Origin of the sequence: Ewingella sp. S1.OA.A_B6, from assembly GCF_049889095.1 — a bacterium.
Taxonomy (GTDB): domain Bacteria; phylum Pseudomonadota; class Gammaproteobacteria; order Enterobacterales; family Enterobacteriaceae; genus Ewingella.
This window is the reverse complement of the sequence record NZ_JBLJFK010000002.1, coordinates 96621-113291: the sequence shown is the minus strand read 5'-3', so window position 1 is coordinate 113291 and position 16671 is coordinate 96621. Positions and strand designations below refer to the sequence as shown.

13 protein-coding genes are annotated in these 16671 nt (G+C 52.8%); 3 read left to right on the top strand and 10 right to left on the bottom strand.

What is annotated here, in order from left to right; genetic code table 11:
• Positions 1-33: 33 nt before the first annotated feature.
• Positions 34-978, top strand: a complete 945-nt coding sequence (locus ACMV8I_RS08740) for an AEC family transporter (RefSeq protein ID WP_498864846.1) — start codon at positions 34-36, stop codon at positions 976-978.
• Between the two features lie 71 nt (positions 979-1049).
• Here ACMV8I_RS08740 and fumA read toward each other — a convergent pair whose 3' ends face one another.
• A complete protein-coding gene (gene fumA / locus ACMV8I_RS08735) occupies positions 1050-2696 on the bottom strand; it encodes a class I fumarate hydratase FumA (RefSeq protein WP_498864845.1) in 1647 nt (548 codons plus the stop codon).
• 166 nt (positions 2697-2862) lie between these two features.
• Positions 2863-4374, bottom strand: a complete 1512-nt coding sequence (locus ACMV8I_RS08730; protein ID WP_498864844.1) for an anion permease — start codon at positions 4372-4374, stop codon at positions 2863-2865.
• A gap of 702 nt (positions 4375-5076) precedes the next feature.
• Here ACMV8I_RS08730 and ACMV8I_RS08725 point away from each other — a divergent pair.
• Positions 5077-7854, top strand: a complete 2778-nt coding sequence (locus tag ACMV8I_RS08725) for a flavocytochrome c (RefSeq protein WP_498864843.1) — start codon at positions 5077-5079, stop codon at positions 7852-7854.
• 61 nt (positions 7855-7915) lie between these two features.
• The gene (locus ACMV8I_RS08720; RefSeq protein WP_498864842.1) at positions 7916-8875 is read left to right on the top strand and encodes an FAD:protein FMN transferase; all 960 of its coding nucleotides are present in this window, start codon (positions 7916-7918) and stop codon (positions 8873-8875) included.
• Here ACMV8I_RS08720 and dcuR read toward each other — a convergent pair.
• From dcuR to ACMV8I_RS08680, 8 genes are all read right to left on the bottom strand, one after another.
• Positions 8869-9588, bottom strand: coding sequence for a two-component system response regulator DcuR (dcuR, locus tag ACMV8I_RS08715; RefSeq protein ID WP_498864841.1), 720 nt, complete (start codon positions 9586-9588; stop codon positions 8869-8871). The two genes, ACMV8I_RS08720 and dcuR, sit on opposite strands and share 7 nt — an antisense overlap.
• Positions 9585-11210 (bottom strand): sensor histidine kinase, encoded by a 1626-nt coding sequence (locus ACMV8I_RS08710; protein WP_498864840.1) that lies wholly within the window; start codon positions 11208-11210, stop codon positions 9585-9587. The genes dcuR and ACMV8I_RS08710 overlap by 4 nt, the downstream gene beginning before the upstream one ends.
• A gap of 106 nt (positions 11211-11316) precedes the next feature.
• Positions 11317-12168, bottom strand: coding sequence for a VOC family protein (locus ACMV8I_RS08705; RefSeq protein WP_498864839.1), 852 nt, complete (start codon positions 12166-12168; stop codon positions 11317-11319).
• Between the two features lie 53 nt (positions 12169-12221).
• On the bottom strand, positions 12222-12941 hold the full coding sequence (locus ACMV8I_RS08700) for an ABC transporter ATP-binding protein (protein ID WP_498864838.1): 720 nt from the start codon (positions 12939-12941) through the stop codon (positions 12222-12224).
• Positions 12938-13717 (bottom strand): ABC transporter ATP-binding protein, encoded by a 780-nt coding sequence (locus ACMV8I_RS08695; RefSeq protein ID WP_498864837.1) that lies wholly within the window; start codon positions 13715-13717, stop codon positions 12938-12940. The genes ACMV8I_RS08700 and ACMV8I_RS08695 overlap by 4 nt, the downstream gene beginning before the upstream one ends.
• The gene (locus ACMV8I_RS08690) at positions 13714-14601 is read right to left on the bottom strand and encodes a branched-chain amino acid ABC transporter permease (RefSeq protein WP_498864836.1); all 888 of its coding nucleotides are present in this window, start codon (positions 14599-14601) and stop codon (positions 13714-13716) included. The genes ACMV8I_RS08695 and ACMV8I_RS08690 overlap by 4 nt, the downstream gene beginning before the upstream one ends.
• A complete protein-coding gene (locus ACMV8I_RS08685; protein ID WP_498864835.1) occupies positions 14594-15487 on the bottom strand; it encodes a branched-chain amino acid ABC transporter permease in 894 nt (297 codons plus the stop codon). Before ACMV8I_RS08685 ends, ACMV8I_RS08690 begins: the two co-directional genes overlap by 8 nt.
• A gap of 50 nt (positions 15488-15537) precedes the next feature.
• Positions 15538-16665, bottom strand: a complete 1128-nt coding sequence (locus tag ACMV8I_RS08680; protein WP_498864834.1) for an ABC transporter substrate-binding protein — start codon at positions 16663-16665, stop codon at positions 15538-15540.
• Between the last annotated feature and the right edge of the window lie 6 nt (positions 16666-16671).

Sequence of the window (16671 nt, the reverse complement as noted above, 5' to 3'; positions counted from 1 at the left end):
TCGATCCACTATAAAAAAGAAAAAGGTTATATTATGCCATCTTTACTCTTATCCTCATTATTTCCTTTGGTTTTCGTGATGCTTTTAGGCTGGCTGAGTGGAAAGCTCGGTTATATGAAACGTGATGACGCGACGGTATTAGCCACCGTGGTGATTCGGTTTGCGCTGCCCTTACATCTTTTTATTGGTGCACTGCACACCGATCCTCATAAAATACAGAATCTGTCTTTTATGGCGGTGCTGGTTATCGGGTTAATGGGGTCATATCTCCTGACGCTGTGCATTTCCCGCTTCCTGTTTCGCCACGACATAAAGACCAGTGCTATCCAGTCTCTGGTCTGCGCATTTCCTGATATGGCGTACTTTGGCGCACCGGTTCTGGCGGTGCTCATTGGCCCGGAAGGTTTTCTGGGCGTGCTGATTGGCAATCTGATCACTAGCGTTCTGATGATCCCGCTGACTATCGTCTTGATCCGTATGGGTGATAAAAACAGTGATCTGGCGGGGCAGGGCAGTTTGGGAACCATGATCCTGACCAACCTGTTTAAAGCGGCGCGTAACCCGATAGTCTGGATCCCGGTGCTCGGTGTGATGATGAGCCTGGCAGGGATTAAAATTCCTGAACTGCTGTCTTCGTCCGTTGAAATGATGGGGAAAACCGCCGGCGGGATTTCGCTGTTCGCGCTGGGTCTGTTGTTCTTTGGTGAACGCCCAATACTCAACGTTCATACGTTTACCAACATCGGTATAAAGAATCTGATTCAGCCTGCGATTATGGCAACGGCGGGGATGGCTTTCGGGCTCAGCCACACGCTGATGCAGCAGGTGGTGATCATCGGTGCCACGCCATCGGCTATCGCAGCCGGCATGTTCGCAGTGCGTAGTGACACATACGTTGAATCTGCCTCTTCCTCGATCCTGATCGGCACGGCAGTCGGGATTGTGACGGAAGGGGTGATGATTTATATGATGTCTTAGAGGCGGTTAAGATCGCTCCGACAATAAAAAGGCCCGCCATTTCAGGCAGGCCTTTTGTCATTTCATAACGCTTACTTCACGCATTTCGCACACTGGTTGCGCTGGATCTGGTCGAAGAAATCGTTGCCTTTGTCATCGACCAGAATGAAAGCCGGGAAGTTTTCTACTTCGATTTTCCAGATTGCTTCCATACCTAGTTCAGGATATTCCACGCATTCCAGGCTTTTGATGCTCTGCTGCGCCAGAACTGCCGCCGGGCCACCGATGCTGCCCAGATAGAAACCACCGTGTTTATGACAGGCATCCGTTACTTGCTGGCTGCGGTTGCCTTTTGCCAGCATGATCATGCTGCCACCGTTGGATTGCAGCAGATCAACATAGGAATCCATGCGGCCAGCCGTTGTCGGACCGAGGGAACCGGATGCATAACCTTCTGGCGTCTTAGCCGGGCCTGCGTAGTAAATCGGGTGATCTTTCACGTACTGCGGCAAACCTTCGCCGTTGTCCAGACGCTCTTTCAGCTTGGCGTGAGCAATATCTCGTCCGACGATGATGGTGCCGCTTAGGGAAAGGCGGGTAGACACCGGATATTCGGAAAGCTGAGCGAGGATTTCGGTCATCGGACGGTTCAGATCCACCTTCACAACACCGGCTTCGCTTTGTTGGCGCAAGGATTCAGGAATGTACTGGCCCGGATTGTCTTCCAGTTTTTCAATCCAGATGCCGTCGCGGTTAATTTTTGCTTTGATGTTACGGTCTGCAGAGCAGGAAACGCCCATGCCAACCGGGCAAGATGCGCCGTGGCGTGGCAGACGGACGACGCGGATGTCGTGAGCAAAGTATTTGCCGCCGAACTGTGCGCCCAGACCCAGATTATTCGCCTCGACCAGCAGCTCCTGTTCCAGTCTCACGTCGCGGAATGCCTGACCGTGCTCGTTGCCTTCGGTTGGCAGACCATCGTAGTAATGGGTGGAGGCCAGTTTCACCGTTTTCAGCGTCGCTTCGGCTGAGGTTCCGCCGATCACAAACGCGATATGGTACGGCGGGCAGGCCGCTGTACCCAGCGTACGCATTTTCTCCACCAGATAATTTTTCAGCTTAGCGGGCGTGATCAGCGCTTTGGTTTCCTGATACAGGTAGGTTTTGTTGGCTGAACCGCCGCCTTTGGCGATACACAGGAATTTGTACTCGTCGCCATCGACGCTGTAGAGGTCGATTTGCGCAGGCAGGTTGGTGCCGGTGTTCACTTCTTTGTACATATCCAGCGCGGCATTTTGCGAATAGCGCAGGTTATCTTCAATGAAGGTGTTGTAAACGCCTTTAGACAGACTGGCTTCGTCGCCGCCGCCGGTCCAGACGCGCTGGCCTTTTTTACCCATGATGATCGCGGTGCCGGTGTCCTGACAGGTAGGCAGGATACCTTTTGCCGCGATCTCGGAGTTTCTCAGGAACTGCAGCGCAACATATTTGTCATTCTCGCTGGATTCAGGATCGTGAAGAATAGAGGCAACCTGTTGCTGATGCGCTGGTCGCAGCATGAAGGAGGCGTCGTGGAATGCCTGCTGTGCCAGCATCGTCAGCGCGGCAGGTTCGACTTTTAACACTTCTTCGCCGTCAAAGTGGCTCACAGAAACATGATCTTTGGTCAGCAGGTAGTACTCGGTCTCTTCTTTGGAAACAGGAAAAGGGTTTTGATAATAGAAGGGTTTATTCGACATTTTTTTCTCACTTAATCCGTTATTGCCGCCATAGGTAAGACCGATTTTTGGGGTAGAGCACGGGAAATCAGGGCGGCGTTATTATTCAGTCCGTATGTTGCCAGCCAATGGCTCTGGCTGGCAACTCGAATTATTTAGGGTATATAAGTATGAATTGACTCACTTATCAAAACATCATCATCATCCACGGATAACCAATCACCAGTAACGCCGCCAGGAAGATTGCGCCAAATAGAGTACCCAGACGCCAGTAATCTTTGGTCGGCAGATAGCCGCTGCCGTAATAAATTGGGCTTGGGCCGGTACCGTAAGGTGTGATGATCCCCATCAGGCCCTGTGATGTCACCAACAGCAGGCAGAACACCTGGATGTTGATGCCCGGAATGGCAGCACCGATGGTCAGCATGACCGGTAACAGCGCGGTAGTGTGTGCCGTAGTACTGGCAAACAGGTAGTGCAGCAGGTAAAACGCCAGCAGTAGCACAATAGTCGCCGTGCCCGGAGAAATACCCCCCATCATCGCCGCACCTTCTTTACCCAGCCAGGCGATGAAGCCGGTGCGGGATAAGCCGTCAGCCAGCGCAACCAGCGTGGCAAACCAGGCGAAGGTATTCCAGGCCGTTTTGTTGCTGGTGATATCATTCCAGTTCAGAACGCCTGTCCACAGCATTAGAGCCACGACCAGCAGGGCAGCCATGGCGGGTTCAACAAAGCTGGCAGCAAAAATCCACATGGCTAATGCGAAGCATACGAAGATCAGCAGCAGAATTTCATGGCGGGACATTCTGCCCAGTTTTGCCAGTTCAGCCGTAGCCCAGCGCGGCACTTCATCGTTGCTTTTTACTTCCGGCGGGTAGAACCAGTATGCCAGCAGCGGCATGGTCAACAGCAGCAGCAAACCGACAGGCAGGAAGGCGAGAAACCACATACCCCAGGAAATGTTGATCCCAGTGATGCTTTTCACAATGCCGAGAGCCAGCAGATTAGGCGCCAAAGCAGACAGGAACATTGAGCTGGTGATGCAGGTGGCGGTGATCGCGACCCACATTAAATAAGAGCCGATTTTACGGGCGCTCGGGTCATTGGGTTTGGAGCCGTACAGCGGAGGCAGGTTGGCAATAATCGGATAGATCGTGCCGCCGCTGCGCGCGGTGTTAGACGGTGTGAACGGTGCCAGCAACAGATCGGCAAACATAATGGCATAACCCAGCGTCAGGCTGCGGCGGCCGAGATATTTCACCAGGATCAGCGCCAGACGGCGGCCGAACCGGGTCTTATCGTAGCCTGCGGCAAACATAAATGCGCCGAAGATTAACCATACGGTTGAGTTACTGAAGCCGCTTACCGCCCATTTAAAGGACTGTGAAGCGACTGTGAATTTAGGATCGGCCAGCTCAGCCGGGCTGAACAGCAACCACTGGCTGAATAAAGCGATGACTACAATGCCGGTCAGGCCGATAACCGCACCGGGCAACGGTTCGAAGATCAGACCAATAATCACACCCATAAAGATGGCGAAAAAATGCCAGGCATGCGGCTCTAATCCACCGGGTACGGGAGCGAGTAACAACAACACTGCAACCAGCACAGGTAAGAACAGCAGAAACAGGCGTTTTTTTTTGTTGCCTGTCACTTTGTTCACCTGCGGTGTAACCGTAGTTTTTGATATATCTGTCATTTTATTTGTCTACAAGTAGTTGAGAATATATTTGCTGATGCATAGGTAAGATAGTTATTGTTTTTTTAGTTACTTAAGTTTTCTTAGTTATTTAATAGTGGTGTTTAAACTGCTTCATTGTTGTTATTTTTATTTGATGATACTCATCCCCCTTAAGCAGTAGTAAATGTTTATATAATGCGTTTTTATTATTTATTACTGTTGATCTCGATCAAGAAAATACCGGGCTATTAAAATTAATCAAATGCAATGAGAATGGCGGCGGACTATGTTTTATCATATTTATTACCCACTTTCTTCCAGGGGTATTGTTATCCTCTACACCCGGAAAAATAAAGAGGTAGGAAATCGCACCCTGAGCAGTACCTCCTGACCGTAAAGGTTAACCGCAGCGAGGCCTGATGCCATGAGGCTTCTCGCTGAGTTTTGTTGGAGAAATGTAATATTTCCTCCTTCAAATAAAGGGGGGAGAGACCGTAACTAAAATTAATGCGATCATTTAATAACATGGTTAACATTAATTTAATAACACAGCCATTCTATTAATGGATAAATAGTTAATTAACTAAAGTCGCACCTTTTGTAACTAATTTTATCGCTATGATACGCCTATGACATCGGCCGTAAATAAAATTAATAAATATAGAGTCGATAGTGAATTCATAGATTATTAAATATTTTATAAGCTTGGGGTTGAATATAATGAACCATAAATCGCAATTATTGAGTCCGTTCACTCTGCCGAATGGCACCGTGCTGAAAAACCGTGTGCTGATGGCACCGATGACCACCTGTACCGGTTTTTACGACGGCACGGTCACCAGCGAGCTGGTGGAATACTACCGCGCACGTGCCGGCAGCATCGGTACGGTTATCGTTGAATGCTGCTTTATCGATGACAAAGGGTTGGCGTTCCCCGGTGCTATTGGTATCGACAACGACAGTAAAATTGACGGTCTGGCCAAAATCGCTGAGGCCGTGAAATCCCAGGGTTCCAGGGCGGTGCTGCAGATTTATCACGGCGGCCGCATGAGTGAACCTAAACTGATTGGCGGTCAGACGCCGGTTGCACCCAGCGCACTGGCTGCGCCGCGAGATGGCGCAGCGACGCCGGTCGCGCTGACCGCTGAAGACGTGGACGGCATGATCACCAAATTCGGTGAAGGTGTGCGTCGTGCCATTGAAGCCGGCTTTGATGGTGTGGAAATCCACGGTGCCAACACCTATCTCATCCAGCAGTTCTTCTCGCCGAACTCTAACCAGCGTGACGATAAATGGGGCGGCAGCCGCGAAAACCGCGCCCGTTTCCCGCTGGCGATCCTCGACATTACGCACCGCATGGCGAAACAGTACGCCGACGCCTCTTTCATCATCGGTTACCGTTTCTCGCCGGAAGAGCTGGAAGAGCCGGGCATCCGTTTTGCCGACACCCTCTATCTGCTGGAGCAGCTGGCGGCGCGCGGTCTGGATTATCTGCATTTCTCGCTGGGTTATTCGCTGCGACCTTCCATCGTCGATACCACTGACCCGACGCCGCTTATCGACAAATACGTCGCGATGCGCTCTGACACACTGGCGAAAATCCCGGTGATGGGTGTGGGCGGTATCGTCAATAAAGTCGATGCCGAACTGGCGATGGCACATGGCTATGACATGATTGCCATCGGTAAAGCGTGCATCGCCTATCCCGACTGGATCGACCGCATCGCCAGTGCTCAGAAACTCGAACTGTTCATCGACAGCACCCAACGCGAAGCGCTGACCATCCCTGAACCGCTGTGGCGCTTCTCGCTGGTGGACGCGATGATCCGCGACATGAGCATGACGTCGAAGAAATTCAAAGCCGGTATGTTTCAGGAAAAAGTGCAGCATCCGGCCAGTGAACTGGCGATTAACGTCAGTCTGGAAACCGACCGCATTGCGGATATCGAACTGCAAGCCGGTGCCGATATTGACGTCGAATTCACCACCAGTTTTGACATTATTCGCACGCGTATCCTCGATGCCAACAGCCCGCACGTTGATGCGGTGACCGGCGCGACCGAGCAGAGTGAGGCGGTGAAAAAAGCCGTCTCTAAGGCGATTGCGAAATCCTGTAAAGCGCAGTTGCTGGAAGAGGGCGTCAGCCTGTCTGAGCCGCAAAGCTACGATGTGGTGGTGGTCGGCAGCGGCGGTGCCGGTCTGGCGGCGGCAATTCAGGCGTGTGACGAAGGCGCGAAAGTGCTGATCGTGGAAAAAATGTCCACTATCGGCGGTAACACCATTAAGGCATCTGTCGGCATGAACGCCGCCGATACCCGTTATCAGAAGCTGAAAGGCATCGAAGACAGTAAAGAGCTGTTCTATCAGGAAACCCTGAAAGGCGGCCATTTAAAGAATAACACCGTGCTGCTGAAAGAGTTCGTGGAGCGTGCCCCGCAGGCGGTCGAATGGCTGGCAGAGCACAATATTGAACTGAGCGACATCACCATCACCGGCGGTATGAGCATCGACCGTACGCACCGTCCGGCAGATCGCAGCGCCGTCGGCGGCTTCCTGATCAGCGGTCTGGTGAAGAATCTCAACAAACGTAACATCGACGTAATGCTGGATACGTCCGTCACCGAAATCCGTTATCACGACGGCGTGGTGCAGGGCGTGAAGTTGCTCAACGACGACAGCGAAGCACTGACCATCAACGCCAAAAGCGTGATTGTCGCCACCGGCGGTTTCAGTGCTAACAGTGAAATGGTGGTGAAATATCGTCCAGAGCTTGACGGCTTCGTGACCACCAACCACAAAGGCGCGACCGGCAGCGGCATCGCGATTTTGCAGAAAATCGGCGCAGGCACAGTGGATATGGGCGAAATTCAGATCCACCCGACCGTTGAACAAACCACGTCGTATCTGATTTCCGAAGCCATTCGTGGCGGCGGTGCAATTCTGGTGAGCCAGGCGGGCAAGCGTTTCTTCAACGAGATGGAAACCCGCGACAAAGTGTCTGCGAACATCATTGGCCTGCCGGAGAAATTCGCTTACGTGGTGTTTGATGAGCAAATCCGTCTGAACAACAAAGCGGCCGATGAATATATCGCGCGCGGTTTTGTGATTAGCGCCGCGTCACCGATGGAACTGGCGGCGAAGCTGGAGATTGATCACCACGCGTTCCTCGCCACGCTGGAAAGCTACAATGTGGCGGTAGATAAACAGAGCGATGCCGAGTTTGGCCGTAAAACGGCGCTGCGCCATCCGATCAATCAGGGACCGTTCTACGCGATCCGCATCGCGCCGGGTGTGCATCACACCATGGGCGGTGTGACGATTAACACCAACACCTGCGTGCTGGACCGCCACGAGCAGATCATCAGCGGCGCGTATGCGGCGGGTGAAGTGGCCGGCGGGATCCACGGTGCGAACCGCATTGGCGGTAATGCCGTTGCAGATATCATCATCTTCGGTATTCTGGCCGGACGTAATGCCGCGAAACACGCTATGTGCTAACTGCTAACCCCAGCGTCGCCTATGCGGCGCAGGTTTTTTCCCCTCAGTTCAGGTACTTTCTATGACGCCAGATGCCCGTGTTTATGCTTATTCCGCCGTTTTGATGGGCTCGCCCATTCTTCTCAAGCTGTTTGAACATAACGAGAGTCTGGCATCGCGCGTTTTCAGGCTCATCAAACAGCAGGAAAATATCTTCACGGTTAACCGGAACGATTCTGACATCATGGCGATAAACCATGCAGCGGGCAGTCATGCGGTGTCGGTTAGCCCGCCGATATTTAATCTGATTGAATGCGCGAAAGCGGTCAGCCTGCTGCCGGATAGCTGTTTCAACTTCACCATCGGCCCGCTGGTTAAATGCTGGAAAATCGGCTTCAGCGGCAACAGCGTGCCTGACGCCGACGCGCTTCGTGCGTTGATCGCGCTGACGGACCCGCATGACGTGATCCTCGATGAACAGTCGTGCTCCGTGTTTCTGCAAAAAGCCGGAATGGAAATTGACCTCGGGGCGATCGCCAAAGGCTATATTGCCGACGTGGTGAGGGATTTCCTGCATCAGGAACGGGTTCAGCATGCGCTGATTAATCTGGGCGGGAATGTACAAACGCTGGGTGCCGGCGGGGAAGGGGCGTGGGCGATTGGCCTGAGGACGCCTTTTTCAGAGCCTGATGCATTGATCGGTGTGATTAACGTGAACGGTAAATCGGTGGTGACATCTGGTATTTACGAACGCTATTTTGAATGTGACGGCCATCGCTACCATCACATCCTCGATCCTAAAACCGGTTATCCGCTGGATAACGAACTGCTCAGCGTGACCGTTATTTCTGATAACTCCATCGACGGCGACATCTACACCACGCTGCTCTACGGCATGGGGGTCGAAAAAAGCCTCCGGTATTTACATAATTTCCCGGACATCGAGGCTATTTTCGTTACCCGGGATCAGCAGGTGATTTTCTCCTCACAGCGCCAGTTTACTTTCACGTTGCTGGATAACCGTTTCTGCACGGTTTACTGACAGTACTGTTTCAGCAACGAATAATGTTCCGCCTGCAAACGGTAGCGATACACCGGTCTGCCTGTGACGCCGTAATGAATACTGGTAAACAGAATATGACAGTCTGCCAGCCATATCAGGTACTTACGGCAAGAAACCCGCGAAATGTTGACCGAGTTCGCCAGTTCATCTGTTGAGAATTCAGTCTCAGGATGTGCATCAATCCACAGGCACAACGTGCGCAGCGTCTGTGTTGTTAAGCCTTTAGGCAGCTTTTTATTATCGGTCACTGCCTGATTATTGCCATGAATTAACTGGTCAACGTCCGACTGTTCATAATATTTCTGATTATCCATCAGCGATTTTTTCTGCTGCCAGCCGATCAGTGCTTCTTCAAAGCGGGAAAACTGGAACGGTTTAATCAGGTAATCCACCACGCCGTAGTTCAGCGACTTTTTGATGGTCTTCGCATCGGCAGCGGAAGAGATCACGATCACATCGATAGGCCGTTTGGTATTACGCAGCGCCGGGAGTAAATCCAGACCGTTATCCTGCTGCATATACACATCCAGCAGAATCAGATCGATAGGCTGCTGTGTATTCAAAACGATGTCTTTTGCCTGTTGTAACGTAGAGGCCGTTCCGCAGCACGTAAACCCGGCGATCTGGCTCACGTAGCAGCGGTTTAGCTCTGCGACCATGGCATCATCATCGACTACCAGCACATTGATCATGCAGTTTTCCCCTCACCATCCCACGGAATTTTAACAAAAAATTGAGTATAAACATCAGGTTCTGACTCAACGGCAATCGTACCACCCAGGTTTTCTATTTGTTGTTTTGCCAGGAATAACCCGACGCCACGCTCTACGCCTTTGGACGAAAAACCTTTCTGAAAAATGGCGTCCAAATTGTCCGGCGCAATGCCGGGGCCATCATCACTGACCACGCAGGCCAGCCAGCCATTCTGATAATGCAACAACACGCTCACTTCACCATCTGATTGCTCACCCAGCGCGTCCAGTGCGTTTTCGATTAAATTGCCTAACACGGTCACTAGTGCTGCAACCTGGTTTTCATTGGCGTTATCAGGCAACAAGCTGTCATCACTCAGCGTGAGCAAATGCCGCGTATCCGACGCACGGTTAATCTTGCTCAGTAAGAAGCCCGCGATCACCGGCGATTTGATTTTCAACAGCAGGGAGCCAATTTCTGCCTGATACTTATTGGCCGTTTTGAGAATGTAGTCTTCGAGCTGCGCATAGCTTTTCATGTGTAGCAATCCAAGAATAACGTGCAGCTTATTCATGAATTCGTGTGAGCGCTCACGTAACGAATCGGCGTAGTTTACCATGCCGCTCAGACGCTGCATTAACTGGCTGACTTCTGTTTTATCCCTGAAGGTACAGATGGCACCAATAATAACGCCATTGTTGCGCACGGGAACGGTATTACTCAGCAAGAACCGGCCTTTAAAATTGATCTCTTCATCCCGCCGTGAGATGCCGGTGCGTAAAACATCGTACAAGTTGAGGATCAGCGGCTGCGATTCACGATTGCTCTCAGGACGGGTGCCGATCTCTGTGCCGGTTTCCAGAAACATCTGGCGGGCTTCCTGATTGATAAGCGTCACCTGGGCATTGTCATCCACGGCAATCACGCCTTCCTTAATGGATTGCAGCATTGCCTGACGCTGTTCAAACAGCGTGGATATCTCATAAGGTTCTAGCCCGAACAGAATACGTTTGAGCATTTTCACCAAAACCCAGGTGCCCAGCGTGCCGACTATCATGCCGAATAGCACCGTCCACAGAATGCTCCAGCGGCTTTTATTAATCTGCTCGGTCACTTTCACCAGTGAGATCCCGATAGCCACGACGCCGATCTGGTGGTGCTGATCGTCATAGATTGGCGTGAAGACGCGTAGCGCCTCGTCCAGCATACCCCTATTGATCGACACGTTCTCTTTGCCGAGCAGCGCAGGATCAATATCCTTGCCAATAAAGTGGTGACTAATCACGTCCGCATTCGGATGCGAGTAACGAATGCCATCCATGTTGGTGACCACCACAAACAGCAGATCGTTTCTTTTTTGCACCGCACTGGCGATGGGCTTAATAATGCCGCTGTCGGGCGGCAGAGAGAGCGCGTGCTGAATTTCGGGCAAATCCGCCAGCGTACGTGCCACCGCCAGCGCCTTATCTTTCACGCCATCGCGCGCGGTGTCACTGATCTGAACGAAATACAGCAGATGTACTACCAGCAGTACGGAAATAATCACGGCGCTGATCATCAGAAAGACGGAAGTACTCAGTTTCATGGGGTGCTTACGCACGGGATGCGGCGAGTCGCTCATTGAAGTCCCGGTGACCATTATTGATGGCTTATGGTCTACGTTTGCGACTCTGGCGTCTACCTCAAATGACGTGTCAAACACAGACGTGAGAGCTGCATCTGACTTCTTACTCGCGAAACCGCAGCGCCACATTAAATGCATTGGGCGGGGAAACGACAATAGCGCTATTTAACTCACTAAAACAGACATCGCCCTTAGTCAGACAGGTGCGTAGCTGAGCCAGAGAGAATACGGTAAATTCCAGTGCACTCATGCGCGGTTGCCCACAATAATCGTCGGGCAGGGCGATGAACTCGTGCTTAGCCTGCTCTGGCAAGATGAACCGCAGACGAGTTTTTCCTGCCTGCAGATAAAATGCTTCACCCGTGGCGCATATGTCGTGTGCCGGTGCGAACATCCGGGAATACACCTGCATGGCGTGCAGCGGATCGTCGGCCACAATCACGAATTCACTCAGCTCAAGCACGCCGTTGGGATGCTGCTGCCACACAGGTTGCCATACGGCGTCTGGCGTAAGGTGCTGGCAGAAAAAACTGAAGCCGTTAGGGATATTGCTGGCGTCAATTCGCGTGATGCAAAACCGTGCATCCTTAATGTTGCCATCGGGAAGCGTCACCGGTCGGAAAAATGTCGTCGGCGGCTCACCGGCCAGCTGGCAAGCCTCTAAATGCTGATAGGTTTCCCCAGCGTCGTTGGTTTTCCAGACCAGCCCGACTAAACCGGACGGCGGCTGCCATAAGCCTTTGGGTGTGCCGGTGCTGTCTGAAGCATCTGGCTCATAGCCGAGCAGCTCCAGATAGTTATCGCCAAATATTGCCAGATGATTGCTCGATCCCATCGAGTGATGCCCGCGGGCGGTCAGTTGAAATCCCATGCGGATAAATAACGCTTCGGCATCGTCCAGTTGGTCATCTACGTTGATCACCGCATGATCAACCTCGGGAATTAATTGAGACATAACATGTTCTCCCGACCTGTTTTTATTTTGATATCAAAGGGTGACGTCATGGTTTAAACGGTGCGCCCCCCGAAATACAGTTCGCTCATGCGCGGGTCATTGAGCAAATCACGGGCATTGCCGGTCAGCGCGACTTTGCCAAGGGACAAGATGTAGGCGCGATCTGAAATATGCAGGGCTTCCATGGCGTTTTGTTCGACCATCAGAATCGTGACTTTTTCCAGTTGGCGGATAACCTGAATCGCGCTAAAAACTTCATCGAGCATTTTGGGCGACAGCCCGGCGGAAGGTTCATCCAGCAGCAAAATCGCCGGTTCCGGCATCAGTGCGCGGGTCAGAGCCAGGATTTGTCGCTCGCCGCCAGAGAGTGCTGAGGCCGGTGACTGCCATTTTTTACGCAACAGCGGATAGAGTTCACAAAGCTGCTCCATACGCGCTTTGCGTTTCATCGGCGGCAAAAACTGCCCGCCAGTTCGCAGGTTTTCTGCCACGCTCAGACTGTTAAAAACGTTATCCAACTGAGGCACAAACCCCAGCGAACACTCGCGGACTTTACGGTGAATTGGGATATCAGCGGTGTGTTGCCCGTTCAGTTGAACTTCGCCACGGCGTGGGGTCAGAAACCCTGCAATGCATTTGAGCAGGGTGGATTTCCCGCAGCCGTTGGGTCCCAGCAGCGTCACGATTTCCGCCTGCGAAACGTCCAGCGAAATTCCCTGTAAAATATCGACGCCCGGCGTGTAACCGGCGACAACATCATTGAGTCTGATCATACTGCCTCCTTCAACGTGCGGTTTCCGCGTCCGAGATACGCATCCAGTACATCTTGATTTTTAGACAGATCGTCAGGGTGGCAACTGGCGACGATGTGCCCGCGATCCAGTACGATACAGCGCTGACAGAGTGACTTAATAAAATGCATGTCATGCTCGATGATAATCAGCGAAATGCCCTGACGGCTCAGGGAGATCAAGGTTTCAACCAGCTCCTGACGCAAGTTAGGGTGAACACCGGCCATCGGCTCATCCAGCATCAGAATGTTCGGTTCACCCATTAGCGCACAGGCAATGCCCAGTAGTTTTTTCTGGCCGCCGGAAAGCGCAGCGGCAGGCAAATCCCGAACGTGAGTCAGCAACAGGGTGTCGAGTAATGCCGTGGCTTTTACGCTATCTTCTCGTTCTGCGCGCCGTCCTGATGGCAGCGACAACAGCCCGTTCCAGATACCGTGATGCCGCGTTCCCGCCGACATCACCACTTCCATCACCGTCATTTTTGCCGGCATCGCCGGTAGCTGGAAAGTGCGCGCAATACCGGTTCTGATGATGCGATGCGGCGGCATCTTGTCGATGCGCTCCGTCCCGACGTTAATGGTGCCGTTGTCGATGGACGTAAATCCTGAAATGGCGTTAAGCAGGGTGCTTTTGCCCGAACCGTTCGGCCCCAGCAATCCCAGAATTTCACCTTTTTTAAGGTCAAACGTGACCGATTTCAGCACCTGATTGCCGCCATATGCTTTGCTGATGTCATCTACAGTGAGCAATGTGGTCATGGCAGGATCCTCAGTTTCTCCGGGAGAATACCGCCCGGACGCAATAACAAACCGATCAGCATCACCAGCCCAACCAGCCCGAGCCGAAGTGCACCGGTTAAGTCAGAACTCATGTGCAGCAGATCTTTGGCGAAAGGAATAAAATTGTACAACCCTTCAACGACCAGCACCCCGGCCAGCACGCCGCGCACATTACCGATACCGCCGATCATCACCATGCTCCAGATGAGGAACGTCTCAGAAGAGAGCAGGTAATCCGGGCTGACATAGTTGGTGTACCAGGCGAGGAGCATCCCGGCGATAACGCACATGATCGCGCTACACATCAGTGCGCGGCATTTCAGCCACAACAGAGAGTAGCCCATGCACATCGCCAACTGAGGTTGTTCGCGCATCAGACGCAGGGCACGTCCGAACCGGCTGGAAGCGAAACGCAGGGAAATAAAGGTGCAAAGGGCGATACACAGCAGGATCAGTACGGCGAAGATCATCACGTCATGCCGTTGTTCGCCGCTCGCCCACGGGGCCATAATGCCGCCAATGCCCTGACCACCGCCGGTAAACTCTTCTTCATTGATCACCGAAATACGGATGATCTCTGCCAGTGCCAGCGTGGCAATTCCCCAATAGTCGGTGGAAAGCTGGCGTCCGAGCAGCGCCATTGCAGCGGCGACGACCATCGCCAGTGCGATCCCTGCGGGGATCACCACCCAGAGTGGCAGTGAAAACTGGCTGCCGATCCCGATGGCGTAAGCGCCGATACCGACAAACGCAATGTGGCCAAAATTGAGCAGGCCTGCGTAACCGGCCTGGAGATTCAGGGCCAGCGCAATCATCGCGTAGATACCTGCGATGCAAAGAATATGCAGCAGAAATTCAGACACGGCGCACCTCCCGGTTGAATAAGCCATAGGGGCGTAACAAGAGAGCCAGCAGCAACATCACGAAGGAGGCGGCATTAATCCAGGTGGTTGGCATGAACACCATTTCCTGGCCGTACAACCCTCCCCAGTTGATGTTGGTGACCAGCGTTTCAGTAACGGCAATCAGTAATGCGCCCAGGATCGCTCCCATCGGATTACCCAGTCCGCCAAGAATTGCAGCGGCCAGCACCGGCAGCATCAGATCATTCCCCTGATTGATATAGGCGCTGCTGGTCATGGCGATCAGTGAGCCTCCGACGGCGGCAATCATGCCGGAAATCATATTGACGGTATGTACGATGGCGTTGGCGTTCAGCCCGCATGCTGCCGCCAGTTCGCGGTTACTGGCCAGCGCACGGATGGAGCGGCCCTGAGGCGTGAAAAACAGCAGAACGTTGAAAATCAGAATGATGACAACGGTGGTGCCGAGGCTCCAGCACTCATCGACGGAGAGACGGATTGTTCCCCACTGCAAGATGTGACTGACAGGCAGGTTGTAGCTGACGGGTGCCGATCCTTCGACACCGAGCATTAACGCAATCATCACCATCGATACCGCAAGGGAGCCAATCATGGCGTTAGCTGCCCCGGCGCGGATCAGACGCTGAAACACCCAGTGGTGAAGCAGTACGGCTAAAATGCCGCACAACAGGGCAGAAAACAGTACCGCCAATGGAAATGGCATCCCCATTTTCAGGCCACCGGCGGTCAGAAAAGCCCCCACCATGGCGTACTGTACATGGGCGATATTGGCAAACCGCACCAGGCCGTAAACCAGGCTGAGCCCGAGGGCAACCAGTGATAAATCTGCCGTACGGATCAACGTATCAACGATAAACTGAAACATGGTGATTTCCTGAACAAAGTGACATAAGGAAGCGATCGCGCCGTCGTGTGTTAACGTGCCACAGGCTCGCCGCTGAGTGCTTTCACTTTCAGGTACGGCTGGGACTGACGCTGATTATCAGCGTCAAGATTGAGTGTCCCTGTGAGGCCGGTGAACTGCGGCGCCACGGTTTTCATTGCTGCGACCAACGCTGCCGGGCTGGCGCTTTGCGCTTTATTGATGGCTGCGGCAGCCAGCATGATGCTGTCATAGGCGTAGCTGCCGTAAACGGAACGCGGTTTTTCATGGAAGCGTTTCTGATAATTCTCGGTGTAACTCTGACCTTCGGTTTTCTGCGCCATACCCGACACTTCCATGCCGATTTGCCCGTTGGTGTACTGCGCCGGGGAATCGGCAATCGCCATGGTCAGATACATGCCGTACCACGGCGTGTGAGCAAGTCCCAGCTCCCAGGATTCGCGGTTCAGGACAATGGCATCCTGACCGTACGTGGTATAGACGTAGGCGTCAGGTTTGGCGCGAGATATCTGCTCCAGCTCACGGCGGTAAGAAGGCTGACCACTGGTGTAAAGTACTTTAGCGACCACTTTCCCGCCCAGTTTTTCAAACGCCTGTTTAAACTGCTGTGCCATTCCTTGCCCGTAAGCACCGTCCGGTGCGATAAAGGCCACGTTGTGATAACCCAGTTTCCAGACATCCTCTGCGGAGAAGCGGGCGGACAGATCATCCAGCCCGATGACGCTGTAAGACGATTTACCAATTTTGCGTACATCGGCACTGGTACCGGAAATATTGATGTGAACCAGATTGTTTTTCACCAGAAACTGGCCGACAGGAATGGTCACGCTGGAGGAGAAATCGCCTACAACCAGCGGGACTTTATCCACCTGGGTTAATTTTCTGACCGCATTCAGTCCGGTGACAGGGCTTCCCGCCGAGTCTTCTACCACGACATCCAGTTTTTGCCCGGCGACGCCACCTTTGGCATTGAGATCTTCCACGGCCAGCTCAATGCCGCGACGCTGGTCTTCGCCAATGCTGGCGCTGGTGCCGGTCAACGGTAGGATCGCACCCAGCTTGATGTCAGCGAAGGCGGGATGAACCACGCACAAAATGGTCATGCTGGTCATGCTGGTCATTGCAGACCAGACGAGGTTACGGCGAAAACGAGTGTTCATTGTGTA